This is a genomic window from Variovorax sp. H27-G14 (genome assembly GCF_046156345.1).
In the GTDB taxonomy this organism is placed as follows: Bacteria; Pseudomonadota; Gammaproteobacteria; order Burkholderiales; family Burkholderiaceae_C; genus Variovorax.
In genome coordinates this window covers 59,031-84,929 of record NZ_JAYLVN010000016.1, presented here as the reverse complement: position 1 = coordinate 84,929, position 25,899 = coordinate 59,031, and the positions used below count along the sequence as shown (strand labels likewise).

The window sequence follows — 25,899 nt, the reverse complement described above, 5'->3', positions numbered from 1 at the left end:
CGCTCCTGCAGGCCCTGGAACGCGAACGGCCCGCCGGGCAGGCCGGCGGGCCGTTGCGTTCAAGCTCCAAAGAAGCGGCTCAGCGCTTGAAGCGCCCGTCGCTGATGATCGACAGGTCCGCGAAGTCGATGCCGCTGTGGTCCTGCGGCGAGTAGCTCACGTCCAGCCCACCGCCCAGGTCGTAGCCCTTGATGCTTTCGAGCGCGGCCACCAGCCGGGAGCGCGTGGGTTTGGGGCCAGCGCGGCGCAATGCCTCCACCATCACCTTGGCCGCGGCAAAGCCTTCCAGCGCGGCCGGCGACAGCTCTCCCTTGCCCTTGGCCTGCGCGAGCGCAATGGCCTCCTTCACCATCGGCTGGCCGAGCGAGCGCTCGTTGGGGAACACCTGCGTCACGATCACGCCCTTGCTCGCGTCGCCCAGTTGCTGAATGAAGCCGGAAGAGGCGTTGTTCGACAGCGTGACCACCTGCGCCGCCGAGCCCGCCGCACGCAGCGCCTTGATGCCGTCGACCACCGCCACGCCCGAGCCGATCCACACCACGGCCTGCGCGTTGGCCTGCTGGATGGCCGGCACGATGAGCTTGTAGTCGGGCTTCTCGCGGTCGGCCGGAATGGTCACGCTGGGCTTGGCCTTGCCCTTGGTGAATCCGGTCATGGCGCCTTCGAGCGCGTCGGCGCCGAAGGAGTCGGTGACGTACACCACCGCAATGCGCGTAAGGCCGATGGTCAGCAGGTGCTGCACCGCCTTCTCGGCCTCGCGCTGGTAGGTAGCGCGCACGTTGAACACCTGCTTTTGCAGCGGCTTGTGCAGCACCATGGCGCCGGTCGACGGGCCGATGAGCGCCACGTCGTACTTCTCCAGCCACGGAATGATGGCTTGCGAATGCGGCGTGCCGCGGCTCATGAACAGCGCGAGCACCTTCTTGTCTTCGATCAGCACGCGGGCGTTCTCGCCGGCGCGCTTCACGTCGAAGGCGTCGTCCATGCGGATCACCTCGATCTTCTCGCCATGGATGCCGCCTTGGGCATTGACCGCGTCGATCACCAGTTGCGCGCCGCCGATGGTTTCGTTCACGCTCGCGGCCACCGAGCCGGTCATGCCGGCGGTCTGGCCAATGAGGATCTGGGCCGAGGCGCCCCAGGCGGTCAGCGCCAGCAGGGCTGCGGCGCAAAGCGTGCGCGTGGTCGTCATGGAGGCCTTTCGAGGGAATTACAGGGAATCAGGGGGTGTGGGAAACGCTTGCGAAATAGTCGCAAACAAACGTCGTATTTGTTTCTGAAAGTGTCCCAAACACTATTCGGAGAAACCCCTGCGAAGTGGCCTGCCTTGTGACGCAATGCACAAACGTGTTGCCAGTCCCTTCCTAGAATGTTTGCCCCACCCCTCAAGGCATTCATGACACAGGGCTCCATCCGGATTCGCGGCGCACGCCAGCACAATCTTCAGAACCTCGACCTCGACATCCGCACCGGCGAGATGACCGTGGTTACCGGGCCCAGCGGCTCGGGCAAGTCCAGTCTCGTGTTCGACACCCTCTATGCAGAAGGCCAGCGGCGCTATGTGGAGACCTTCTCCGCCTATGCGCGCCAGTTCCTGGACCGCATGGACAAGCCGGCCGTCGACAAGGTGGAGGGCGTGCCGCCCGCCATCGCCATCGACCAGACCAACCCGGTGCGCTCCTCGCGCTCCACGGTCGGCACCATGACCGAGCTGAACGACCACCTGAAGCTGCTGTTCGCACGCGCGGCCAGCCTGTTCGACCGCGACACCGCGCTGCCGGTGCGCCACGACTCGCCCGACAGCATCTATGCGCAGATCGTCGAGCGCGCGGCCGCGGCGGGCGACCCGCGGCTGGTCGTCACCTTTCCGGTCGAGCTGCCCGCGAGCACCACGGCAGACGAAGTCACGCAGTGGCTGTCTGCCAGCGGCTTCACGCGCGTGCAGGCCGAGCGCGAGGTGGCCACGCCCACCGGCCCGCGCAAGGTGCTCGACGTGGTGGCCGACCGCTTTCGCGCATCCAGCGCCGAGCGCGCGCGCGTGGTCGAGGCCATCGAGGTGGCGCTCAAGCGCGGCAGCGGGCGCGTCACCGTGCATGCCACGGGCGCCGATGAAAACGCGCCTGCCGAGGTGTGGAAGTTCTCCACCGGCCTGCATTGCCCCGAGAGCGACATCCGCTACACCGACCCCATTCCGTCGATGTTCTCGTTCAACTCGGCCGTGGGCGCCTGCGACACCTGCCGGGGTTTCGGCCGCGTCATCGGCGTCGACCTGGGCCTGGTGATTCCCAACGACAAGCTCACGTTGCGCGCGGGCGCCATCAAGACCATTCAGACACCGGCCTGGAAAGAAGCGCAGGACGACCTCATGCGCCACGCCGAGGCGGCGGGCATTCCGCGCGACACGCCCTGGAACAAGCTCACCGACGAGCAGAAGCACTGGGTGATCGAGGGCACGCCCAACTACAAGGAAGGCAACTGGAACAAGCAGTGGTACGGCGTGCGCCGCTTCTTCGGCTACCTGGAGAGCAAGGCCTACAAGATGCACATTCGCGTGCTCTTGTCGAAGTACCGCAGCTACACGCAGTGCCCGACCTGCAGCGGCGCGCGGCTCAAGCTCGACAGCCTGATCTGGCGCATCGGCAGCAAGGAAGACGCCGACTCGGTGCTGCCGCCCGAGAAGCGCTTCATGCCGACCGGCGCGAAGTGGACGCGGGCGCAGCTGGAGGCGCTGCCGGGGTTGTGTCTGCATGACCTGATGCTGTTGCCGATCGAGAGGCTGCGACGGTTCTTCGACAGGCAGTTGCCCTCACCCCAACCCTCTCCCGCAAGCGGGAGAGGGGGCAAGGCAGAGCAGCCGGCCGAGGGTTCCGAATTGCTCCCTCTCCCGCTTGCGGGAGAGGGCAGGGGTGAGGGCGAAACTCAAGCCCTCAAACTCCTCTTCGAAGAAATCACCACCCGCCTGCGCTACCTGCACGACGTCGGCATCGGCTACCTCACGCTCGACCGCCAGAGCCGCACGCTTTCCGGCGGCGAGGTGCAGCGCATCAACCTCACGACCGCGCTGGGCACCTCGCTGGTCAACACGCTGTTCGTGCTCGACGAGCCCAGCATCGGCCTGCACCCGCGCGACATGAACCGCATCACCGAGGCCATGCTGCGCCTGCGCGATGCGGGCAACACGTTGGTGGTGGTCGAGCACGACCCGGCCGTGATGCTCGCGGCCGACCGCGTGATCGACATGGGCCCGGGCCCCGGCATCCGCGGCGGGCAGATCGTGTTCGACGGCACCACCGACCAGCTGCGCGACGCCGACACGCTCACCGGCAACTACCTCGGCGGGCGCAAGAAGATCGGCATGGGCTTCAAGCGGGTGGTGAGCGAAAACACGCACCGGCTCATTCTGGAAGGCGCGCGCGAGCACAACCTGCAGAACATCACGGTCGAGTTTCCGTTGGCGCGGCTGGTGTGCGTCACCGGCGTCAGCGGCTCGGGCAAGTCCACGCTGATTCAGGACGTGCTGGCGCCCGCGCTCATGCGCCACTTTGGCAAGGCCACCGAAACCCCGGGCGCGCACGACCGCCTGCTGGGGGCCGATCACCTGGGCGACGTGGTCTTTGTCGACCAGTCGCCCATCGGCAAAACGGCGCGCTCCAACCCCGCGAGCTACGTGGGCGCGTGGGACGCCATCCGCGAGATTTTTGCCACGGCGGCGCTGTCGCGCCAGCGCGGCTACACCGCGAGCAAGTTCAGCTTCAACTCCGGCGACGGGCGCTGCCCGACCTGCGGCGGCTCGGGCTTCGAGCACGTGGAAATGCAGTTTCTGTCCGACGTGTACCTGCGCTGCCCCGACTGCGACGGCAAGCGCTACCGCCCTGAAATTCTCGAAGTGCGCGTGGAGCGCAAGGGCAAGAGCTACAACGTGGCCGACGTGCTCGACCTCACCGTGGCCGAGGCGGCCGTGGTGTTCGAAAGCGACCGCGACGTGCTGCGCGTGCTGCAGCCCATCTCCGACGTGGGCCTGGACTACGTGAAGCTCGGCCAGCCCGTGCCCACGCTCTCCGGCGGCGAGGCGCAGCGCCTGAAGCTGGCCGGCTTCCTGGCCGAGGCGGCCAAGAACGCCACGTCGAGCAAGCAGTTGCTGGCGCGCAAGGGCACGCTGTTCTTGTTCGACGAGCCGACCACCGGCCTGCACTTCGACGACATTGCGCGGCTCATGCGCGCGCTGCGCAAGCTGCTGGACGCCGGGCATTCGCTGATCGTCATCGAGCACAACCTGGACGTGATTCGCGCCAGCGACTGGCTCATCGACCTGGGCCCCGAAGGCGGGGAGGGCGGCGGCCAGGTGGTGGCCGAGGGCACGCCCGAGCAGATGCGCGAGAACCGCGCCTCGCTCACCGGCGCCGCGCTGGCCGACTACGAGCTGGCCATCGGCCCCGACGCCTACAAGGTGGCGGAGCGCGCCGCGCGCCGCTACGTCGCCAACGCCAAGACGACGCCGGGGGCCAACGCCATCGAGATCGTCAATGCGCGCGAGCACAACCTGAAGAACCTTAGCGTGAACATTCCGCGCGGCAAGTTCAGCGTGGTGACCGGCGTGAGCGGCTCGGGCAAGTCGACGCTGGCCTTCGACATTCTGTTCAACGAAGGGCAGCGCCGCTACCTGGAATCGCTCAACGCCTATGCGCGCAGCATCGTGCAGCCGGCCGGCCGGCCCGAGGTGGACGCGGTGTACGGCATTCCGCCGACCGTGGCCATCGAGCAGCGGCTGTCGCGCGGTGGCCGCAAAAGCACGGTGGGCACCACCACCGAGGTGTGGCACTTCCTGCGCCTGCTGTATGTGAAGCTGGGCATTCAGCATTGCATTCACGACGGCGCCGCGGTGCAGCCGCAAACGCCCGACAGCATTGCCGCGCAACTGATGCGCAACTTCAAGGGCCAGCACATCGGCCTGCTCGCGCCGCTGGTGATCAACCGCAAGGGCGTGTACACCGAGCTGGCCGACTGGGCGCGCCCGCGTGGCTTCACCCACCTGCGCGTGGACGGCGACTTCTTGCCGACCACCGGCTTTCCGCGCATCGACCGCTTCAAGGAACACAGCATCGAGCTGCCGGTGGCCAGCCTGGACGTGTCGCCCTTGAAGGAGACCGAGCTGCGCGAGGCGCTCACCAAGGCGCTGGAGCACGGCAAGGGCGTGGTGCACGTGATGAGCGACCTCGACGGCCTGCGCGCGGCCATGATGGCGGGCGTGTCCGCCGCGGGCATCGGCCGCGTCGACGTGTTCTCCACGCTGCGCGCCTGCCCCATCTGCAGCACCAGCTACGCCGAGCTCGACCCGCGCCTGTTCAGCTACAACAGCAAGCACGGCTGGTGCCCCGACTGCGTGGGCACGGGCGTCAAGCTCAGCAAGGACCAGCGCAAGGTGTTCGACGACTCCGTGCGCGACGACGACAACAAGGGCCGCGAGCAGACCTTCGGCGAACCCGAGATCGAGGACCTGGCCGACACCGCCTGCCCGACCTGCCAGGGCACGCGGCTGAACGCCACGGCACGCGCCGTGAGCTTCGGCGCCTCGCCGGCCGACGGGCTGAGCGGCATCGGCATCACCGCGCTGGCGCGCATGAGCGTGATCGAGGTGCGGCAGTGGTTTGAAGGGCTTTCGCTCTCGGGCCGCGAAGCCGAGATTGCGCGCGACCTGGTGCCGGAAATCAAGAGCCGGCTCGAGTTCCTCGAAGAGGTGGGCCTGGGCTACCTCACGCTCGACCGTGGCGCGCCCACGCTGAGTGGCGGCGAGGCCCAGCGCATTCGCCTGGCGGCGCAGCTCGGCAGCAACCTGCAGGGCGTGTGCTACGTGCTCGACGAGCCGACCATCGGCCTGCATGCGCGCGACAACCAGATCCTGCTGAACGCGCTGCACAAGCTGGGCGAGAAGGGCAACACGCTGGTGGTGGTGGAGCACGACGAAGACACCATTCGCCGGGCGGACCACATCATCGACATCGGTCCCAGCGCGGGCAAGCGCGGCGGGCGGCTGGTGGCCGAGGGCTCGGTGGCGGACATCGAGGCGGCGGGCGATTCGCAGACGGGGCGGTATCTGCGTGACGCGATTCGGCATCCCTTGCAGGCGCGGCGTCTTGTCCCTCTCCCTCCCCTTCCGGGGGAGGGCCGGGGAGCGGGCACGACGGCATCGAACAAGGCCGCGGCCAAGGCCAGCGCCGCGAGCCCTCACCCCAACCCTCTCCCAGAGGGAGAGGGAGCAAATCAAGGAGCGGGAGTCAACGCATGGCTCACCGTGCACCGCGCCGACCTGCACAACCTGCAGGACGTGACCGCCACGCTGCCGCTGCACCGCCTTGTGGTGGTCACCGGCGTGAGCGGCTCGGGCAAGTCGACGCTGGCGCGCGACGTGCTGCTGGCCAACGTGCAGGGCATCGTGGTGCAGCGCATGACCAAGGCGGGCCGCGACGCGGACGCCGCGGGCAAGCGCCCGGCCTGGGCCGGCTGCAGCAGCGTGGACGGCTACGAGACCATCGACCGCGTGCTGGAGGTCGACCAGACGCCCATCGGCAAGACGCCGCGCAGCTGCCCGGCCACCTACATCGGCTTCTGGGACACCATCCGCAAACTGTTCGCCGACACGCTGGAAGCCAAGGCGCGCGGCTACGGCCCAGCGCGCTTCAGCTTCAACACCGGCGAAGGCCGCTGCCCGGGCTGCGAAGGCGCCGGCGTGCGCACCATCGAGATGAGCTTCCTGCCCGACGTGAAGGTGCCCTGCGAGGTGTGCCACGGTGCGCGCTTCAACCCCGAGACGCTGGCCGTGAGCTGGCGCGGCAAGAGCATTGGCGACGTGCTGAAGATGGAGGTCGACGAGGCGGTCGCGTTCTTCGCGAGCATGCCCAACATCGCCCACCCGCTGCAGTTGCTGAAAGACGTGGGGCTGGGCTACCTCACGCTGGGGCAGCCCTCGCCCACGCTGTCGGGCGGCGAGGCGCAGCGCATCAAGCTGGTGACTGAACTCAGCAAGGTGCGCGACGACATCACCCGCCGCGGCCAGAAGGCGCCGCACACGCTGTACGTGCTCGACGAGCCGACCGTGGGCCTGCACATGGCCGACGTCGAGAAGCTGATCCACGTGCTGCACCGGCTGGTGAACGGCGGCCACAGCGTGGTGGTGATCGAGCATGACCTCGACGTGATCGCCGAGGCCGACTGGGTGCTCGACCTCGGGCCCGAAGGCGGCAACGCGGGCGGGCGCATCGTGGCCGCGGCACCGCCGGAAGAGGTGGTGCGGCTGGGCACGCACACGGGCGTGGCATTGGCGCCGGTGCTGGCGCGCTGACTCGGTGGGAGGGCGTGCGGCGCGTGAGCGCACGCGCCTTTCCAACCGAATGCATAGGCCTTTAGGAGGCCTGTCCACGTTCGCCCGAAGCAGCGCGAACCGGCGCACAATGGCTTCGACCCTTGGCCCAGGCGCATCCTGAATCAGCCATGGTGGAGTGAACCTCCGAGAGGGTGAAGCGCCGCGGCGGGGCTACGCAAGGAGCCATGTCATGACCCGCTTCATCGATGTTCACAGCCTGGTCCGCCTGGTCGACGAGACCGGGGTTCCCGAGTTTCTTGCCGCGCTGTCCGACGCGCTGCGCGACGACTTTCTGCGATGGCGCGAGTTCGACAAGAAGGCGCGCGTGGCCAGCCATTCGCACCTGGGTGTGATCGAGCTCATGCCCGTGGCCGACGATGGCGCCTATGCCTTCAAGTACGTCAACGGCCATCCGCACAACACGCAGGTGGGGCTGCCCACGGTCATGGCCTTCGGCGTGCTGGCCGAGGTGGACACGGGCTACCCCGTGCTCCTGTCCGAACTCACGCTCACCACCGCATTGCGCACGGCCGCCACCTCGGCCATGGCCGCCAAGGCACTGGCACGGCCCGATTCGCGCAGCCTGGCATTGATCGGCAACGGCTCGCAAAGCGAGTTCCAGGCACTGGCCTTTCATGCCTTGCTGGGCATCGAGGAAGTGCGCGTGTTCGACACCGACCCACATGCCACCGACAAGCTGGTGCGCCACCTTTCGGCCTGCACGCCGCTGCAGATCGTGCGCGCCGCCTGCGTGGCCGACGCGGTGCGCGGCGCCGACATCGTCACCACCATCACCGCGTACCAGGGCAACGCCGCGGTGCTCACGCCCGAGATGATCGAGCCCGGCATGCACATCAACGCCGTGGGCGGCGACTCGCCCGGCAAGACCGAGCTGCATCCGGGCGTGATCGGCATGGCGCGCGTGTTCGTCGAGTACGAGCCGCAGACCCGCGTGGAGGGCGAGATCCAGCAGGTGGCGCCCGACTTTCCGGTGCACGAGCTGTGGCGCGTGCTGTTGGGCGAAGTGCCGGGCCGCGAAGACGCGCGCCAGGTCACGCTGTTCGATTCGGTCGGCTTTGCGCTGGAGGACTACACGGCGCTGCGCTACATCCAGCGCATGGCCACCGAGCGCGGCATCGGGCAGCAGATTGCGTTGGTGCCCGAGCTCGACGACCCGAAGGACCTGTTCGGCCTCACCGCCTCCGGCCGGCGCCGGGCGGTGCTGCGGCGTGCGGCATGATGGGCGGCCTCATCACCACCGCTGCCGCTGCCGGCCCTGCCTTTCATGCTCACCATCTACAACGACCAGCACGTTCTCCACCAAGGCAAAGTCGAGATGTTCCGCGGCGAGCTGGTGCCGTGCTTCGAGGTGCCCGCGCGCGTCGACCATGTGAAGCATGAGCTGGAGCGCCGCAAGCTCGGCCTGCTGCAGGCGCCCGACGCCTTCGATGACGCGCTGCTGGCCAAGGTGCATGCGCCGCGCTACCTGGACTTCATTGCGCATGCCTGGAGCGAGTGGGTGGCGCTGGACCCGTCCAACGTGTCGCGCGACGTGCTGCCGTCTTACTGGCCCACGCGCGGCATGCGCACCGACGTGTTGCCGAAGAGCTTTCCGGCGCGCATGGGGCTGTTTTCTTTCGACGCCGGCACGCCGCTGACCGCGGGCAGCTGGGCGGCGTCGCGGCACGGCGCGGCCTGTGCATGGACTGCGGCGCAGCGCGTCATCGGCGGTGAGCGCGCCGCCTTTGCGCTCACACGGCCACCGGGCCACCATGCGGGCGCCGACTTTTTCGGCGGCTACTGCTTCATCAACAACGCCGCCGTCGCGGCGCAGGCGCTGCGCGACGCGGGTGTGGAACGCGTTGCGGTGCTCGACGTGGACTACCACCACGGCAACGGCACGCAGGCCATCTTCTACGACCGCGACGACGTGCACTTTGCCAGCCTGCACGGCGACCCGCTGACCGACTACCCGTACTACCTGGGCCACGCCGACGAGCGCGGCGCGGGCAAGGGCGAAGGCTTCAACCACAACCTGCCGCTGCCGCGCGGCACCGGCTTCGCGGCGTGGCGCGCGGCGCTGCAGACCGCGCTGGCGCGCATCGCCGAAGTGAAAGCCGGCGCGCTCGTGGTCTCGCTGGGCGTCGACACCTTCGAGGGCGACCCCATCTCCGGCTTCAAGCTGCGCAGCGACGACTACCTGCGCCTGGGCGAAGACCTGGCGCGCGCGGGCCTGCCGACGGTGTTCGTGTTCGAAGGCGGGTACGCGGTGGCCGAGGTGGGCGTGAACGCGGTGAACGTGCTGGAAGGCTTCGCGCAGGTGTAGCGACTGACACGCCGTGGTGCGCTGACGCGCAGGTGACTCTGAACGCGGAAATGGCCTTGTTTTTGGCGGGCAATCAGGGGAGCCCCGATTGCCTTTGCCGACCTGGCAAGGCCCAATCGGCGCTTCTTCAAGTCAGGATCCAGTCAGCCATGCTGCGCCGCTCATCTCTCCTCTGTGCCGCCACGCTTGCCGCGTGCGGCCTCGTTTCTCCGCTGGCGGCTTTCGCACAAGCTTTTCCCGCCAAGCCCATCAAGCTGGTCATTGCCTTCCCGGCCGGCGGCCCGACCGACATCACCATGCGCCAGCTGGCCGACAACGCCAGCAAGATCCTCGGCCAGCCGGTGATCATCGACAACAAGCCCGGTGCCGGCGGCACGCTGCCCGCGCAGGCGCTGCAGACCTCGCAGCCCGACGGCTACACCGTCGCGCAGATCCCGCTGGGCGTGTTCCGGCTGGGCTACACCACCAAGATCAACTGGGACCCGCTGAAGGACATCACGTACGTGCTGAACGTCACCGGCTATGCCTTCGGCATCGTGGTGCCCGCCAACAGCCCGTTCAAGACCTGGGCCGACTTCGTCGCCTACGCCAAGGCCAACCCCGGCAAGCTGACCTACGGCTCCACCGGCAACCTGACCAGCCCGCACCTGACGACCGAAATCATTGCGCAGAAGGCCGGCATCGAGCTGCAGCACGTGCCCTACAAGGGCAGCGCTGACCTGATGCTGGCCGTGGTCAGCGGCCAGCTGATGGCCGCCGCCGACAGCACCGGCTTTGCGCCGCAGGTCGAGGCCGGCAAGCTGCGCGTGCTGAACACCTGGGGCGACAAGCGCCTGGCCAAGTTCCCCGACGCGCCGACGCTGAAGGAACTGGGCTACGACATCGTGCAGAACTCGCCCTTCGGCATCGGCGCCCCCAAGGGCACGCCGCCCGAGGTGGTGAAGAAGCTGCACGACGCGTTCAAGCAGGCGATGGAAGAGCCGAGCTACGTGGCCTCGCTGGGGCGCTACGACATGCTGCCGAACTACATGAGTTCGGTGACGTACACCAAGTTTGCGCAGGACACGGTGGTGAAGGAGAAGGTGGTGATCGAGAAGCTGGGGTTGGCCAAGGAGAAGTGAGCCGGCGTGCATTTCGCACGCACGGCTGTTATCGCGTGCTTTCATGAAGACGGCAGCAATTAAAGATTGCTTTAATATGCCGGCAGTCCATTCAAGAAGGCTTTCATCCAATGCGCAGCACAGGCACGTACGCCACTTCCACCACGCTGGGTGAAGCAGTACAGGCGTTCGTGCCTCATCCGCTGCCGCCGCGCAAGCCGGCATTGGCGCCGGAGTCGTTCACCGAACTGAACCGTGTCGCGGAGTTGGCGCTGGCCCGGTTGTCTGGCGTATCTGGGCTGGTTCCATCGGTCGACTGGCTGCTCTACAGCGCCATCCGCAAGGAGGCGCTGCTTACCTCCCAGATCGAAGGCACCCAGGCAACGCTGATCGACCTTTTCGACGACGAAGCCGGCATTGCCGTTCGCAACACCGACGACGTGGAGGAGGTCACCAACTACCTGCGCGCCTTTCGTCTGGTGCAAGACAACCTGCGCAGTACCAACGGGTTGCCTATCAGCGTGCGATTGCTGTCCGACGCCCATGCGCTCCTGCTCTACGGGGCGCGCGGCACCGGCAAGCAACCCGGCGCATTGCGCCGGTCGCAGAACTGGATCGGTGGCACGCGGCCTGGCAATGCAGTGTTCGTGCCGCCGCCGGCGGAACACGTCGCCAGCTTGCTCGCCGGCATGGAGCGTTTCATTCACGGGGAGCCTTCCTCGGCGCTGCCGCCTCTGGTGAAGATTGCCCTGGTGCATGCGCAGTTCGAGACCATTCATCCCTTCCTCGACGGCAATGGCCGCATCGGCCGCCTGTTGATTGCGGCGCTGCTGGAACATTGGGCCCTGCTGCCCGAGCCTTTGATGTACCTCAGCGGCTATCTCAAGCAGCATCAGGCGGAGTACTACCGGCGCTTGTCCGGCATTCGCACGGACGGCGATTGGGAAGGCTGGGTGAGCTTCTTTCTCGAGGGCGTGGCCGTGGCGGCTAACGACGCTGAGCGCGGCGTGGTCGCCGTTGCCAGCCTGGTCACGGCGGACCGCCGGCGCCTGCTGCAGCATCCCAAATCCGGACCGATCAGCTACCGGCTGTTCGAGCTCTTGCCGCTCATGCCGCGCTTCACCGTGGAGCGCGTGCGCCACAAGCTCGAAACGAGTTTTCCCACGGCCAATGCCGCCGTGAAGTTGCTGGAGGAGCTGGGCATCGTGGCGGAGGTGACTGGGCAACGGACAAACCGCAGCTTCAGTTATCAGGCGTACATCGCGCTGCTGACGCGCTGAGTGCCATCAACGCTCGGACGCCCCGATCGCAAACAACTCCTCCACCAGCCGCCCCGCCAACTCCGCCTGCACCGGCTCCCCCCCGAAAACCAGCCTGAACACGATCGGCGCAATCAGGTGATCGATCACCTGCTGTGCCTGCGGCGCATGCTCGCCGCGGGCACGCGCCTGTTCCACCAGCGTCAGCGCCTCCTTCCTGCGGTTGCGCAGGCAGTCGGTGTCCGAATCGCCGTTGGCTAGCGCGGCGGCGGCTTTCAACAACGAGGTGTTGCACGGCTGGGCCAGGTGCACGATGAGTTCGCGCGCCCAGGCTTCCAGGTCGGCCCGCAGCGAACCGGTGTCCGGCAAGGGGCGGTTCGGGTCCAGCTTGTGGGTGGCCGTTTCCGCCAGCAAGCCCTGCAGGTCGCCCCAGCGCCGGTAGATGCTGGACGCGCTGACGCCCGCGCGTTCCGCCACGGCCGGCACGGTGACGCGCTCGCGCCCCTGTTCGGCGACCAGTTCCTCCAGCGCGGTGCGCACCAGCGCCTGCACCTGCGCGCTGCGCCCGCCGGGGCGCTTGTTGGTCTGCTGGTTCGGAAGAGATGCAGGGGCGACGTCGTTCATGTTTCGGACTTTAACGCAAAGATATTTGCTTTAGATGCTTCCCAAGTCTAGAATCACAAAAGCGAAAAAAGTTGCATTAAGGATCCGACATGCCCTCCACCTGCCCCGACCTTGCCGTCAGCACCGCCGCGCTCGCTGCACGGGCCAAGCCTTGGCGCCTGCCGGGCGGCGTCACCTTCGTGTTGCTGGCCGCGGTGCTGTTCGCGTTCTTCTTCGCGGCCAGCGCGCCGTCGCCGTTGTTCGTGGTGTTTCAGCACGCCTGGCATTTCTCGTCGTCGATGCTCACGGTGGCCTTCGCGATCTATGCGATTGCGCTGCTGGTCTCCCTGCTGGTGGCCGGTTCGCTGTCCGACCACATCGGCCGGCGGCCGGTGGTGCTGGGCGCGCTGGTGCTGCAGGCGGTGGGGATGGGGCTGTTCCTGCTGGCGCACGACATCGGCGGGTTGATCTTCGCCCGCGTGGTGCAGGGCGTGGCCACCGGCATTGCCAGCGGCGCCCTGAGCGCGGCGGTGGTCGAGGCCGCGCCGGCCTCGCGCAAACGGCTGGGCGCGCTGATCACCAGCGTGTCGCCGCTGGCCGGGCTGGCCGTGGGCGCGCTGCTGACGGGCATGGCGGTGAAGTTCTCGGTGCAGCCGGTGATGTGGGTGTTCGGCGGCCTGGCCGTGGTGTTCGCGGTGGGCGCGGTGGTGGTGCTGTGGATGCCCGAAACCGTCACGCCGCGCGCCGGTGCGCTGGCCTCGCTGGTGCCGCGCGTGTCGATCCCGTCCAGGGCACGGGCCGAGTTCATGCGCGGGGTGCCGGTGTTCGTCGTGGTGTGGGCGCTTGGCGGGCTGTTCCTGTCGCTGGCCCCCTCGCTGATGCTGCATGTATTCGGCATCGACAACGGCCTGGTCAACGGGCTGACGGTGGCCGTGCTGTCAGGCATGGGCGCCATCGCGCCGACCTTGCTGGGCCGCCTGGCCGCGCCGCGTCCGGCCATCGTCGGCATGGCGAGCATGGTGCTCGGGCTGGTGCTGCTGCTCGTGTCGTTGGCGACGCGCTCGCTCGCCCTGTTCTTCGTCGGTACGGCGGTGGCGGGCATCGGCTTTGGCGGCGCGTTCTCGGCGCTCGTGCAAACGCTGGCGCCGCTTGCACAGTCGCACGAACGCGGTGAGCTGTTCGCGGCAATCTTCGTGGTGAGCTACCTGGCGTTCAGCCTGCCCGCGATGCTCGCGGGTTTTCTGGTGGCGCCGCTGGGGCTGCTGACCACGGCGCAGGGCTATGCGGCGGTGCTGCTGGTGATTGCCGTGTTCGGCACGTGGCGCCAGTGGGCGGGTGCGCGCGCCGACCGGCGCGACCCGCCCGTCGGCGGCTGATGCGTCAGGCGCGGGCCGCGAGCACCGCGCGCGCCGCTTCGGCAAACCCGGTGCCGCGCTCACCCAGCGTCACATAGCGCGGCAGGTGCGCCAGCTGCGGCACGAAGCGCGCCACATTCGCCACGCCGATGCTGTGCGCAAAGCTGCGAAACATCAGCTGGTCGTTGGTGGAGTCGCCCACGTAGGCCCAGCGGTCCATCTCGTCGGCCAGCGTGCGGCCCCACAGTTCGCGCGTGATCCAGCGCGCGCCCTCGAGCTTGTCGTTGTCCCCGTACCAGCCGTTGACGTGGATGCTGCTCACGGTGGCGTGCATGCCTTCGTCGCGCATCAGCGCCACCACCTGCGCGATGGTGGCGTCGCTCAGTTGCACGAACTCGCTGTGGTCGATGGCAATGTCGGTCTCGCGGCCCGGCGAGTCGGTGGCGCGGGCGGCGCCCGGAATCTCGCGTTCGATGCGCGCCAGCACGACCTGCATGCGCTCGAAGTTTGTGGCGCGCGTGGCCGCGTTCTGCTGGTAGCGTTTCTCGATTCCGCCATTGGCCTGGGGCAGCAACGCGACCGCGCCGTTCTCGGCCACGATGGCATCGATCGGCCAGGTGGTCACGAACGGCAGGCTCCAGCCCACCGGCCGCCCGGTGATCGCCACCACGGACAGGCCGGCGGCCTTCAGGTCGGCGAGCGCCTGCAGTGCATCGGGCGTGATCGCGCCTTCGTGGGTGAGCGTGTCGTCGATGTCGGTGAACACACCGACGAGCGCGCCGCGCGCGGCCGCGTCCCACTGGGTCAGGGGCAGGAGGTGCTGGGCCAAGGAGGGCAATGAGGGCAGGGAAGACGTCGAAGGCATCGAAAGCATGGCCGGGAATCTGTGGGGAGCAGCGATCCTAACGGCGCTTTCGGGTAGCATCCCGCCCCCCGCCACAGCCTCGTACCCTCGAGGGCGGCGCGGCTTTTTCTTCCATGTCTCACATCGTCGTCGACCAACTCCTCAAGACCTACCGCATCTCCGAGCGCGACCCCGGCGTGCTGGGCGCGCTGCGCGGGCTCGTGCAACGCCGCCATCGCACGGTGGAGGCGCTGTCGGGCGTGTCCTTCGCGCTGGAGCGTGGCGAGCTGCTCGGCTTCATCGGGCCGAACGGCGCGGGCAAGTCGACCACCATCAAGATTCTTGCCGGCATCCTGCGGCCCGACGGCGGGCGCGTGACGGTCGACGGGCGCGACCCCTTTGCCGACCGCGAGCGCCACGTGGCGCGCATCGGCGTGGTCTTCGGCCAGCGCACGCAGCTGTGGTGGGACCTGCCGGTGGGCGACGGCTTCGACCTGCTGCGCGACATCTACCGCGTGGACCCCGCGCGCTACCGCCGCACGCGCGACGAGCTGGTCGCGCTGCTGCACCTGGAGCGCGTGCTCGACCAGCCGGTGCGCCAGCTGTCGCTGGGCCAGCGCATGCGCGCGGAAATTGCTGCGGCGTTGCTGCACGAGCCGGACATCCTGTTCCTGGACGAGCCGACCATCGGCCTGGACGCCCCGTCGAAGCTGGCCGTGCGCGACTTCGTGCGCCGCGCCAACCAGGAGCGCGGCACCACCGTGCTGCTGACCACGCACGACATGCACGACATCGAGGCGCTGGCCCGGCGCGTGATCATCATCGGCCACGGCCGCGTGCTGGCCGACAGCCCGGTCGAGGCGTTGCGCGCGCAGGTGATGGCCGAGCGGCGGCTGGTGGTCGACTTTGCGCAGGGCGCCGAGCTGCCCGCGCAGGTGGCCGGCGCCAGGGTGCATTCGCGCGACGGCCAGACCCTGGTGCTCGACTTCGACCCCACCGTCACCACGGCCCCCGCGCTGATCGCGCGCATGGCCGCCGAGCATGTGGTGCAAGACATTCGCCTCGAAGGCCTGGCCATCGAGGCCGTCATCGCGCGCTTCTATGCCCTGCATGGAGCGGGCGAAGCGTGAGGGCCTTGCGCGAACTGGCGCGCCCCTATACCGCGGCCTTCGCATCGCGTTTTCTGCAGATGCTGCAGTACCGCGCCGCCGCGCTCGCGGGCTTTGCCACGCAGTGCTGGTGGGGTGGCATCAAGGTGATGGTGCTGGCGGCGTTCTATGGCGGCGCGTCGATGGCGGGTGCGCCGATGTCGCTGGCGCAGGCCATCACTTACAGCTGGCTCGCGCAAGGTCTGCTCGCGCTGTTGCCGTGGCTCGGCGACCCGGAGGTGGCGCAGGCCGTGCGCACCGGCTCGGTGGCCTACGACCGGCTGCGCCCGGTCGATGCGTATGCGTTGTGGTTCGTGCGCAGCGCGGGTTGGATCGCGGCGCGCGTGTTGCCGCGCGTGGCGTTGATGGCGGCCTTTGCGGCCGTTGCGTTGCCGCTGGCCGGCTTGGGCGACTGGGCCTGGAAGCCGCCGGTGAGCGTTGCGGCGGGCGTCGCGTTTGTGGTGTCGACGGTGCTGGCGTTGTTGCTGTCGACCTCGATGGTGATGCTGCTCAATATCGCGACGGCCGCGGCGCTGACCGAGCGCGGCATCAACGCATTGGCGGGTCCGGTCGTCATCGTGTTCTCGGGCAATTTGTTGCCGTTGGCGTTGCTGCCCGATGCATGGCAGACGGCGCTGTTGCTGCAGCCGTTCGCGGGGGTGGTCGATATTCCGGCGAGGCTGTATTTCGGGTTGATGAGCGGGCCGCAGGTGCTGATGGGGCTGGGCCTGCAGTGCTTCTGGATCTTGGTGCTCGTCGCGGTCGGCCGTGTCGCCATGGCGCGCACGATGCGTCGGCTGGAAGTGCAGGGGGGCTAGTGTGAAGTGCTGTTTTTGGATGCGATGCAGTCGCTGTTCAGGGCGACGCTCACGCCGACGGGGTGCCTTGCTCCGCGAATGTCCCCCGGGGCTGCGCCCCTCCTCCTTTATTTCGCTGCGCAAGGCACCCCATCGGCCTGTGCACGTGCCCTGAACAACTCCGACCACATGCCCCAAGCAACAAAAGCAATGACATGAATTCCCTGACCCTCTTCACCCGCCTGGTAGCAGCGTCGCTCAGCGGCCAGGCGCGTCACCCCGCATCGGCATTGATGCGAACGCTCGGGCAGTTCCTTGCGACCGGTATCGAGGTCGTCGCCGTGTGGGCCCTTTTCCACCGCTTCGGCGAAGTACAAGGTTGGACCCTTGGCGAGGTGGCTGTTTTCTACGGCCTGGTGAACTGCATGTTTGCCATCGCCGACGCACTGGGCCGCGGCTTCGACGTGCTGGGCACCGAATTTCTGCGCACCGGCGCGTTCGACCGCCTGCTGCTGCGCCCGCGCCCACTCGCACTGCAACTGATGGGACACGACTTTCGCATCAGCCGCCTGGGTCGACTGCTGCAAGGCGTGCTGGTGCTGGCCTTCGGCACAACGCAGACCGGCCTCGCCTGGACCCCCGACACCGTGGCCGTCGCGCTCTTCGCGCTCGCGGGTGGCGTGGCCCTGTTCCTCGGCATCCTCGTGCTGCAAGGCACCCTGTCGTTCTGGACCGTCGAAAGCCTGGAGATCGCCAACGTGCTCACCTACGGCGGCGTGCAGGCGGCGCAGTTTCCGCTGGCGCTGTACGCGCAGTGGTTTCGCCACGTGCTGACCTTCATCGTGCCGCTGGCCTGCGTGGCCTATTACCCGGTGCTGGCAATTCTGGGCAAGGCCGATCCGCTGGGGGCGCCCGGGTGGGTGGGCTGGGTGTCGCCGCTCGCGGGGTTCGTGTTCCTCGCGGCGGCCTTCGGGGCTTGGCGCTTCGGGTTGCGCCACTACGCCTCGACGGGAAGCTAACCCGCCTTCACTGCATCAGCCCGCGCTCTGCAGCGCCAAGCCCGCATGCTCGCGCAGCGGATGAAAGTGGATCTTCGGGAACCGCTCCTGCGCCAGCCGCACGTCGTACGGCGAGGTGCACAAAAAGGCCAGCGTGTCCGCCGCGTCCTTGGCCATGCGCACCGGGTAGGCGTTGAGAAACTCGCGCAGCTCGGCCGGGGTGTCCGCGGTGATCCAGCGCGCGCCGGTGTACTGGCAACCCTCGAGCCGCACGTCGGCGTCGTACTCGGCCTTCAGGCGGTGCTGCACCACTTCAAACTGCAGCTGACCGACGGCACCCAGCAGCATCGGCCCGCCGATTTCGGGGCGGAACACCTGAATGGCACCTTCTTCGCCAAGCTGGGCCAGGCCCTGCTGCAGCTGCTTGGTGCGCAGCGGGTTCTTCAAGATGACGGTCATGAACAGCTCGGGCGCGAAGAACGGCAGCCCGGTGAACTGCAGGCTCGCGCCATCGGTGATGGTGTCGCCCAACTGCACGCCGCCGTGCGTGGTGAAGCCGACGATGTCGCCCGCGTAAGCCTCTTCGACCGCCTCGCGGCGCTGGCTCATGAAGGTCACCACGCTGGTGGGGCGCAGCTCCTTGGAGGTGCGCTGCACCTTGAGCTTCATGCCCGGCGTGTACTTGCCCGAGGCCATGCGCACGAAGGCGATGCGGTCGCGGTGGTTGGCGTCCATGTTGGCCTGCACCTTGAACACCACGCCCGCGAAGTCCTTGTCCTCGGGCTGGATCTCCTTGACCACCGGCTGGCGGTTGACCATGGTGGTGCTGGTGCGCGACTGCGGCTGCGGCGCCAGGTCGACCAGGGCGTCGAGCACTTCCATCACGCCGAAGTTGTTCACGCCGGAGCCGAAGAACACGGGCGTCTGCTTGCCGGCCAGAAAGGCCTCGCGGTCCCAGGTGGGCGAGGCGCCGGTGGCCAGCTCCATGCTGTCCATCGCGGACGCGAAATCGGCACCGAAGCGCTTGGTGAGCGTTTCGCGTTCGTTCAGCGAGATGGTCTCGAAGTCGTGCGGCAGCCGCTCGCTACCCGACTCGAACACCGTCATCGTGTGCGTGCGCAGGTTCATGATCCCTCGGAAGCTCTTGCCCTGGCCCACGGGCCAGGTCATGGGCACGCAGGGCATGCCCAGCTCGCGCTCCACCTCGTCCAGGATGTCCAGCGGCTCGCGCACTTCCCGGTCCATCTTGTTGACGAAGGTGATGATGGGCGTGTCGCGCTGGCGGCAGACCTCGATGAGGCGGCGCGTCTGCGCTTCCACGCCGTTGGCCGCGTCGATCACCATCAGCGCCGAGTCGACGGCGGTGAGCACGCGGTAGGTGTCTTCGGAGAAGTCCTTGTGGCCGGGCGTGTCGAGCAGGTTGATGACGTGGTCGCGGTACAGCATCTGCATGACCGAAGAGGCCACCGAGATGCCGCGCTGCTTTTCGATTTCCATCCAGTCGGAGGTGGCGTGGCGCGAGGCCTTGCGCGCCTTCACAGAGCCGGCGATCTGGATCGCGCCGGAGAACAGCAGCAGCTTTTCGGTCAGCGTGGTCTTGCCGGCGTCAGGGTGGGAGATGATAGCAAAAGTGCGTCTACGCCGCGTCTCTGCTAGGAATGTAGGGTTCGACATATCTTGTTTTTCGCGAGTATGTACACGTTTATGTACACAGATGGCGGGGTAGTGGTCGCGTGACCGCTGCCCGGATGACCCCTCTATTGTCGCGGGTCCTGACACGGGGCCAAACCGCGCAGCCTGCAAGCGGCACCCCCTCAGGCAATCGATTGATTTATATGCAATTGTTGAATTGAGAGGGCAACGGCCGCATATGGTTCAAACGCCCTTCTTGCAAAAGAATAGAAAAAATGCAATAGTTGATCTATGAAGTCAACTGACGCATCGTTTTCATTCAAGAAACTGTTGACGGTTCTCCCCCGTGGAGCCCCGCTTGATACAGCGTTCCTGAACGATCACGGCATGAGCGCCTTTCACGCTTCGCATCTGGCAAAGGGGGGCTGGCTCACCCATCTTGGGCGCGGCGTTTACATGCTGCCAGGCGACACGTTGACGCGCGACGGCTGTCTCGCTTATCTGATGCGCCGTCACGCAGGACTGCATGTCGGCGGAAAAACGGCCCTCAGCTGGCGCGGCGTCCGTCACAACATGAGCTTTCGTGAGGTCATCACGCTCTGGGGAGCAAAGCAGGTGCGGCTGCCCGAATGGTTCACCACGCGTTTCGAGTGCACTTATCAGACCACGAAGCTTTTCGGGCCTGGCCTGCCCGAACGCTTCGCGCTTCAACCTTTGCCTGGCGGCAACCCCGGCGTCATGGTCGCAGCGCCGGAGCGTGCCCTGCTTGAGGCGCTCAGCGATGTCGGCAAGACCGACACGCTGCAAGACACGCGGGATCTCATAGAGAACATGCGCAGCCTTCGTCTGCCCGTCCTGGAAGAGCTTCTAGCCCATACGACCCGCACCAAGGTCGTTCGCCTCGCGCGGGTGCTTGCAGAAGAGCTTGATCTGCCATGGGCAGCGCTTGCCAAAACCTATAGCGAGAAAAAGGGCGGCGGCGCGCGCTGGATCGCAGTCACGAAAAGTGGCGAACGCCTGGACCTCAAGGCATGAAGCAGGAATACATCGATACCGTCCGGTTGCTGATTGAAGCGGCCCCTGCGGTTTTCCAATCACCGCGTTTCGCGATGAAAGGCGGCACGGCACTTAATCTCTTCGTGCAGGACATGCCGCGCCTCTCTGTGGATATCGATGTTGTCTTCACCGATCCCTCCCTGACTCGCGACGAAGCCCTTGCCGCAATCGAGGCGGATCTGAAGACGAGCGCTGCGACGCTCGAAGCACAAGGCCTGTCCGTGACGATGCCGAGAAAGCCTGGCGGCGAAGACGTAAAGCTATTCATCAGTGACGGCAAGGCTGAGGTCAAGATTGAGGTCAATCACGTCTTCCGGGGAACGCTGCTCCCCGTCCAGACCGTCCCGCTGGCGGCCGCAGCGCAGGAGATGTTTACGTCGGATCTGACTGTGCCAATGCTGGACCGCGCAGAGCTATATGGCAGCAAGCTGGTGGCGGCGATGGATCGCCAGCATCCGCGCGATATCTTTGACGTTCTGAAGATGTACGAAAAGTATGGTCTGGACAGCAGCTTTGTCGATTGCTTCGTCGCCTATCTCGCCGGTCACGGCCGTCCGGTGCATGAGGTGCTGTTCAGCACCGACGCACCATTCGAAAAGATTTACGAAAGCCACTTTCGCGGAATGACGATGGATGAGGTTGAACTTCAAACCCTGCTTGATACCAGAACGCGATTGAAAGCTGATCTGCCCAAAGCCCTGACGCGAAAGCACAAAGACTTCCTCCTGTCTTTGGTGAAACTCGAACCCGATTGGGGCCAGCTTCCGTTTGTGTCGCTGAACGAACTCCCGGCGCTGAAGTGGAAGCTGCTAAACCTTGAAAAGCTTCGCCAAAAAAATCCGAAAGGATTTGCTCTTCAATACAGCGAACTCAACGAGCGTTTTCAGGCATAGGGTGCCTTAGCGGCCGCGCTCCGGGCCGTCTTTTTCTAAATCGTGCCCGCGATCATCATCCCGATCATCTGCCTCTCGTCGCTCATCAGAAGCGCGCCAGAATGCGCCGCGCAGATCCGGAACCTCTCGGTGTTCGGGCTCCGCAGCTTTTTTAAATTCGTTGTTAATCTCTAATTTGGCAGCGTCCGCCTTGTCGAGATGAACAACCACCGGGGTCATCTCATTATCAGCACCCCTTTTTGTCACACGCTCTTTTCTGTTCTCGTCCCGTTGCAATGCGGCAATCTCACGCTGCTCGATCTTTTCCAGCGATTTAAATTTTTTCTCCGCCGCGAGAGTCTGACGGTTTTGCCGCGCCGCCATTTCCTTCTTTTCTGCTGCTTGTCCCTTCGCCAGAACCGTGCGCTGCTGCCGCTGTACTGCCAGATATTTGCCGTCCTGATAGCGGTGAACGGCCCTGCGAATTGCGGTCACGCCCGTTACTTTTCCAAGGAATCCGGCAAGTCCGCCGACGCGCAATTCTTGGCGCTTGACCCTGATTGATTCCATCCGCGCAACGTGATCCCGTCGCTGCGTATGACGCTCGCTCCGGTGCTTCTCGATCAGTTTTTCCCGCTCGCTTTGATGGTGACGATTAAGCGCAACACGCTCTTGCGTGTGCGCCAGCCGGCGAATCTGTTGTGCCTGCTTCAGTTCTGCCAAGCGCCCGGCAATACGCTCAGCCCTTACCGCCCGCTCGGATTGCATGCGGTGCTTCGCCGCAAGCGCTTCAGCTTCTTTAACGCTGGGCAGGGAATCTTCCGGGAAATCTTTCGACAGGAACGCCCGCAGATCTTTCGTCCGGACTGTCTTGTCGTCGATGAGCTTTGCCAGAGCGTGCATGCCGCCGTACTGGTCTACCAGCACATAGGGACGCTTGCCCGTTGCGAGGATATAGCCCCGCTCCGCCAGGGCTTGCACGAATGACCGGGCGTCCTCACTATGACGCCAGGCTTCCGTCACGCGAGTCTTGTGATCTGCCTTGGTGAGACCCGTCTCGTTCTGCTGCGTCCGTTCGTAGAGGCTGTCTTGACCCTTCTGTCGCGACTTGTCATACCCGCCAGGGAGATCGAGGAAATTGCTGCGAGCGAACTCTCTCGTAACCTGCATCAGCTTCTCGCGGTCGAAGGCGATATGAACGGCCTTTTGGTGCTCAGCGTCGATCCTCGACCAGACCACATGACAGTGCTCTCGGCCATGCTTGGTATGGAAGACAACGGCACGCGGCTGATCTTCAAGTCCGAGCGCCTTCTCGGCCCGAGCGATGTATTCGAGATACTGGTCCCGCGTCAGCTCACCCTGCGCCGGGTCCGGGTTGATTGACATGCTGTAGAGGAATTTCTGGCAACGCGTGAGCGTTTCAGCCTGGACTTCCCATTCCTTGAACGCGCCGTGCAGGTCGCTCGCCACCGCACCCCGGATTCCGACCACCTCTGCGATCTCGTTGTCGTAGGCGTTCTGGAGATGCGTGGCGAGGTCCTGCCCGCCGCCGCGCTGGGACGCAAACGGGATCATGGGTCCTTGCCGAGCCCGAGCATGGCGCAGGTCCTGATGTCGTCGAGATGCTGCAGATACTCCCGCAGCTGAAGCCGCACGCGATCGTCAAGCTGCGATTGCAACAGCGCAGCGATCATCTTCGCGCCGGCCGCATGCGCGAGGATGAGCCCGAACATCGTCTTCTCGGCAGACGGGACCGGGCGTTTGCGGGAAGTCCGGACCCCGAGGGCCGCCTCGACGATATAGGCGTTGCGTGTCTTGCCGGCAGCCTGCGCCCGCGCATCCAGATCGGCCCGCCCGCCTTCCGGCAGTCTCAAGGAGATGGTGGGATCGCGGCGCTTGCGGCTCATGGTGTCACCATAAGCAGCTGGAGGCAGAAGCTTCCCCTTGCGTTCCTCGCGGGTCCAGCTGCGGGAAGCTGGTCGATGGGGTTCAGGGGAGTGCGAACTCGCCCCTGATCGCAGCCGGCGGCGAAACACCGGTCGCCAGGTCCCCGGGGCGCGATGAGCCCCTGGTCGATGGGCATCCAATGGGAGAGCGGAAGTCTCCCGCTGGTCGAAGCCGGTGCCGAACACCGGTCGTGGGTCCAGGGGCGCGACAGCCCATGGTCAAGGGTGCATGGGGCTACGAAGTGCCCCTGCGCGATGGTGTCCAGAGGAGAGCGCAGTCTCCTTTGGTCGGGATAGGAACGCCGAAACGTTGCAACCCTGTCCCAAAGAACCGCAATAAAGCGGGTCGACGGACGGGGTACCAGGGGGAGTCTGCAGGGGGATGGAAGCCCCCTCAGCAAGGTGCGCGTGGGGTCACCGAATAGGTGACACCACGCACACCTTGTGGCTCGCTTCGCTCGCATTTCTTCCTCCTCTTCTTCAAGGCTATCGGCATAGCTCTTAAAGCTTTCCTAAGACGACGAAGATTCAGGGAGCCTCGATCTGCCTGCGTCTTTACTGGTTCGCAGCGATCCCGGCTTGCATTGTTTTCGGGTGGAGCAGCGGAGGAGTACGGCATGGAAAAGTGCCGAATATCGTCATTACCTAAACCAGAGTACGGAGCCGCCCATGTCCAAGCACCTAAGCACTTCCTCCATCAACGCCGAAGACTTCACGCGCGATGTTCCACGCGGTGTGACGACGAGAGATGTACGCCAGCAACGCGCGCCTGAAGCACGCTGGATGGAGCCTCGCGAGATCCTCGGCAACGCGACGATTGCCTACGACCCGCTCGCGCCCAAGTCAAAAGTTTTGATCGGGCGACTGGACCAGACGCTGATTGGCATTGAGGACGATCGCCACATCATGACCGTTGCCGGGTCGCGGGCCGGCAAGTCGGTCGGGCTGGTCAGCAACCTGCTTTTCTATAAAGGGAGTGTCCTCGCCACCGACCCCAAAGGCGAACTGGCAGAGCTGACAGCACAGCGGCGCGCGAGGCTCGGACAGAAAATTTATGTGCTCGATCCATTCAAGAAGGCGAGCCCGAGCGTCGCCGGTTTTCGCGCGTCCTATAACCCGATGTCCGTGCTGCGTCCCGATGGCGATACTTTTTTGGAGGACGCGGCGCAGATCGCCGAGGCACTGGTGGTCTCCTCACCTGATGCGAAGGACCCGCACTGGGACGAGAGCGCCAGAAATTTCATTGAAGGCGTCATCGTTTACGTCGCAGTCGATGCGAAGTTTGAAGGCAAGCGCAACCTGATCACGGTCAGGAAGTGCCTGACCCGCGCACTCTTTGTACCGGATAACCCGGCGCAAGAGGGCGCGCCAAAAAAGCGCGGCGCGAAGCCCGACCTCTACGAGGGCATGCTGCGCGCCGCGGTCAAGCTTGAAAAGGACGAGGCGACCGAGGCGATCGCCCACGCTTTGACTGCGGCGACGCTCGATTTCTACGGCAAAGGCGACACTGAAATCGCGGGTGTGCTCTCAACCGTCAACCGCCAGACCAAATTTCTGGACTACCCGGCGTTTCGGAATGTGCTGAAGGAGAGCAGCTTCGACCTCGGCGAGCTCAAATCAGACCCGGCCGGGGTAACGATCTATCTGTGTTTTCCGGCAACGCGCGCCGAGATTTCGAAACGCTGGATGCGCCTTTTCGTCAATCAGCTGCTTGACGCAATGGAACGGGAAAAGACAAAGCCACCGGTTCCGGTCCTCGCCTGCCTCGATGAGTTTCCGGTCCTCGGCTACATGCGCCAGCTTGAGACTGCGGCTGGATTGATCGCATCGTTCGGGGTCAAGCTCTGGTTCATCCTCCAGGACTGGAGCCAAGGCAAGGCCCTGTACGGCGACCGCTGGGAGACGTTCGCTGGCAACGCCGGCATTCTTCAGTTCTTTGGCAATAACGACCTGACGACGGCTGAGTACATCTCGCGTCGGCTTGGCAAAACCCAGATTGAGTCAATGCGCCGAGGCGAGGTTTCTCCGGACCAGTCGCGCGAGGGCTTGTCCGGGCGCACTCAGACGAACGAACTGCATGACCTGGTCACGCCTGACGAGGTCATGCGGCTGTTTTCGCGCGGCGATCGCTTGCGCCGGCAGCTAGTGATCTGGGCTGGCTACCATCCTCTACTCTTGCAGCGGGTGGAGTATTACGATCCGACAGGACCTCTTTCTGGACTCTAATAATCGATCTTAGGCGAGAAGTGATCCTCGCCTTTGAACCTCCTGTATGAGCTTCTTTCGTGCGAGCAGCCGACCTGCCGCAAAATCTTCGCCCCACTCGATAGCAACGGTAGCGGCGCTTCGACCAAATCTATCGAGCAACGTGTAGTCGCACCGTCCGGAATTAATGAGAGCCTTGAGACATCCCCGCTTACCACTGCTCGCAGCATAGTGAAGTGGCGTCATCCGATACTCGTCGTCAAAAATATTTACATCGGCACCGAAACTAATCAGCATATTGAGACGTTCGATATCGTTTCGATGGACGGCATCTAGTAAGGGGGAAGAGTCGCCATCCGCAATAGCCAAACGCAGTTCTTCAATAGACAGTTCTGACACGG

Annotated in this window: 19 protein-coding genes; 12 read left to right on the top strand and 7 right to left on the bottom strand. The window is 65.6% G+C overall.

From position 1 onward, the window contains the following. Window positions 1-79 precede the first annotated feature (79 nt). Complete coding sequence (locus tag VLK31_RS27570) at window positions 80-1,192, bottom strand: ABC transporter substrate-binding protein (protein WP_409171663.1); 1,113 nt, start codon at window positions 1,190-1,192, stop codon at window positions 80-82. Between the two features lie 204 nt (window positions 1,193-1,396). Here VLK31_RS27570 and uvrA point away from each other — a divergent pair, with 204 nt between their 5' ends. The 5 genes from uvrA (at window position 1,397) to VLK31_RS27545 (ending at window position 12,063) form a co-directional block, all read left to right on the top strand. Then, window positions 1,397-7,336: an excinuclease ABC subunit UvrA gene (uvrA, locus tag VLK31_RS27565; protein WP_409171662.1), complete on the top strand. Its 5,940-nt coding sequence runs from the start codon at window positions 1,397-1,399 to the stop codon at window positions 7,334-7,336. A gap of 211 nt (window positions 7,337-7,547) precedes the next feature. Next, window positions 7,548-8,597, top strand: a complete 1,050-nt coding sequence (locus VLK31_RS27560; RefSeq protein WP_409171661.1) for an ornithine cyclodeaminase — start codon at window positions 7,548-7,550, stop codon at window positions 8,595-8,597. Between the two features lie 45 nt (window positions 8,598-8,642). Continuing rightward, entirely contained in the window at window positions 8,643-9,683 is a 1,041-nt protein-coding gene (locus VLK31_RS27555) for a histone deacetylase family protein (RefSeq protein ID WP_409171660.1), read from the top strand. Window positions 9,684-9,832: 149 nt separating this feature from the next. Beyond that, window positions 9,833-10,804: a Bug family tripartite tricarboxylate transporter substrate binding protein gene (locus tag VLK31_RS27550; protein WP_409171659.1), complete on the top strand. Its 972-nt coding sequence runs from the start codon at window positions 9,833-9,835 to the stop codon at window positions 10,802-10,804. A gap of 110 nt (window positions 10,805-10,914) precedes the next feature. Beyond that, complete coding sequence (locus tag VLK31_RS27545) at window positions 10,915-12,063, top strand: Fic family protein (protein WP_409171658.1); 1,149 nt, start codon at window positions 10,915-10,917, stop codon at window positions 12,061-12,063. Window positions 12,064-12,069: 6 nt separating this feature from the next. Here the strand turns inward: VLK31_RS27545 and VLK31_RS27540 are convergent, their stop codons facing one another. Further along, on the bottom strand, window positions 12,070-12,666 hold the full coding sequence (locus VLK31_RS27540; RefSeq protein WP_409171657.1) for a TetR/AcrR family transcriptional regulator: 597 nt from the start codon (window positions 12,664-12,666) through the stop codon (window positions 12,070-12,072). 89 nt (window positions 12,667-12,755) lie between these two features. On the opposite strand from VLK31_RS27540, the gene VLK31_RS27535 reads away from it, so the two are divergent. Beyond that, the gene (locus tag VLK31_RS27535) at window positions 12,756-14,021 is read left to right on the top strand and encodes an MFS transporter (protein ID WP_409171656.1); all 1,266 of its coding nucleotides are present in this window, start codon (window positions 12,756-12,758) and stop codon (window positions 14,019-14,021) included. Window positions 14,022-14,025: 4 nt separating this feature from the next. On the opposite strand, the gene VLK31_RS27530 is transcribed toward VLK31_RS27535, so the two are convergent. Next, window positions 14,026-14,865 (bottom strand): HAD-IIB family hydrolase, encoded by an 840-nt coding sequence (locus VLK31_RS27530; RefSeq protein ID WP_409171738.1) that lies wholly within the window; start codon window positions 14,863-14,865, stop codon window positions 14,026-14,028. Between the two features lie 113 nt (window positions 14,866-14,978). Here VLK31_RS27530 and VLK31_RS27525 point away from each other — a divergent pair, with 113 nt between their 5' ends. From VLK31_RS27525 to VLK31_RS27515, 3 genes are all read left to right on the top strand, one after another. Further along, window positions 14,979-15,974, top strand: coding sequence for an ATP-binding cassette domain-containing protein (locus tag VLK31_RS27525; protein ID WP_409171655.1), 996 nt, complete (start codon window positions 14,979-14,981; stop codon window positions 15,972-15,974). Window positions 15,975-16,033: 59 nt separating this feature from the next. Then, window positions 16,034-16,810, top strand: a complete 777-nt coding sequence (locus tag VLK31_RS27520; RefSeq protein WP_409171737.1) for an ABC transporter permease — start codon at window positions 16,034-16,036, stop codon at window positions 16,808-16,810. 194 nt (window positions 16,811-17,004) lie between these two features. Then, window positions 17,005-17,808, top strand: coding sequence for an ABC transporter permease (locus VLK31_RS27515; protein WP_409171654.1), 804 nt, complete (start codon window positions 17,005-17,007; stop codon window positions 17,806-17,808). A 15-nt stretch (window positions 17,809-17,823) separates the two neighbouring features. Here VLK31_RS27515 and VLK31_RS27510 read toward each other — a convergent pair whose 3' ends face one another. After that, window positions 17,824-19,461 (bottom strand): peptide chain release factor 3, encoded by a 1,638-nt coding sequence (locus tag VLK31_RS27510; protein ID WP_409171653.1) that lies wholly within the window; start codon window positions 19,459-19,461, stop codon window positions 17,824-17,826. A 249-nt stretch (window positions 19,462-19,710) separates the two neighbouring features. Between VLK31_RS27510 and VLK31_RS27505 the strand changes: the two genes are divergently transcribed. Both VLK31_RS27505 and VLK31_RS27500 read left to right on the top strand, forming a co-directional pair. Continuing rightward, the gene (locus tag VLK31_RS27505; protein ID WP_409171652.1) at window positions 19,711-20,454 is read left to right on the top strand and encodes a type IV toxin-antitoxin system AbiEi family antitoxin domain-containing protein; all 744 of its coding nucleotides are present in this window, start codon (window positions 19,711-19,713) and stop codon (window positions 20,452-20,454) included. Next, on the top strand, window positions 20,451-21,368 hold the full coding sequence (locus VLK31_RS27500) for a nucleotidyl transferase AbiEii/AbiGii toxin family protein (protein ID WP_409171651.1): 918 nt from the start codon (window positions 20,451-20,453) through the stop codon (window positions 21,366-21,368). Before VLK31_RS27505 ends, VLK31_RS27500 begins: the two co-directional genes overlap by 4 nt. A 6-nt stretch (window positions 21,369-21,374) precedes the next feature. Here the strand turns inward: VLK31_RS27500 and VLK31_RS27495 are convergent, their stop codons facing one another. Then, entirely contained in the window at window positions 21,375-22,922 is a 1,548-nt protein-coding gene (locus VLK31_RS27495; protein ID WP_409171650.1) for a relaxase/mobilization nuclease domain-containing protein, read from the bottom strand. After that, entirely contained in the window at window positions 22,919-23,254 is a 336-nt protein-coding gene (locus tag VLK31_RS27490) for a hypothetical protein (protein ID WP_409171649.1), read from the bottom strand. Before VLK31_RS27490 ends, VLK31_RS27495 begins: the two co-directional genes overlap by 4 nt. A 708-nt stretch (window positions 23,255-23,962) precedes the next feature. On the opposite strand from VLK31_RS27490, the gene VLK31_RS27485 reads away from it, so the two are divergent. Further along, window positions 23,963-25,519: a type IV secretory system conjugative DNA transfer family protein gene (locus tag VLK31_RS27485; RefSeq protein WP_409171648.1), complete on the top strand. Its 1,557-nt coding sequence runs from the start codon at window positions 23,963-23,965 to the stop codon at window positions 25,517-25,519. A gap of 9 nt (window positions 25,520-25,528) precedes the next feature. On the opposite strand, the gene VLK31_RS27480 is transcribed toward VLK31_RS27485, so the two are convergent. Next, window positions 25,529-25,897, bottom strand: a complete 369-nt coding sequence (locus VLK31_RS27480; protein ID WP_409171647.1) for an ankyrin repeat domain-containing protein — start codon at window positions 25,895-25,897, stop codon at window positions 25,529-25,531. Window positions 25,898-25,899 lie beyond the last annotated feature (2 nt).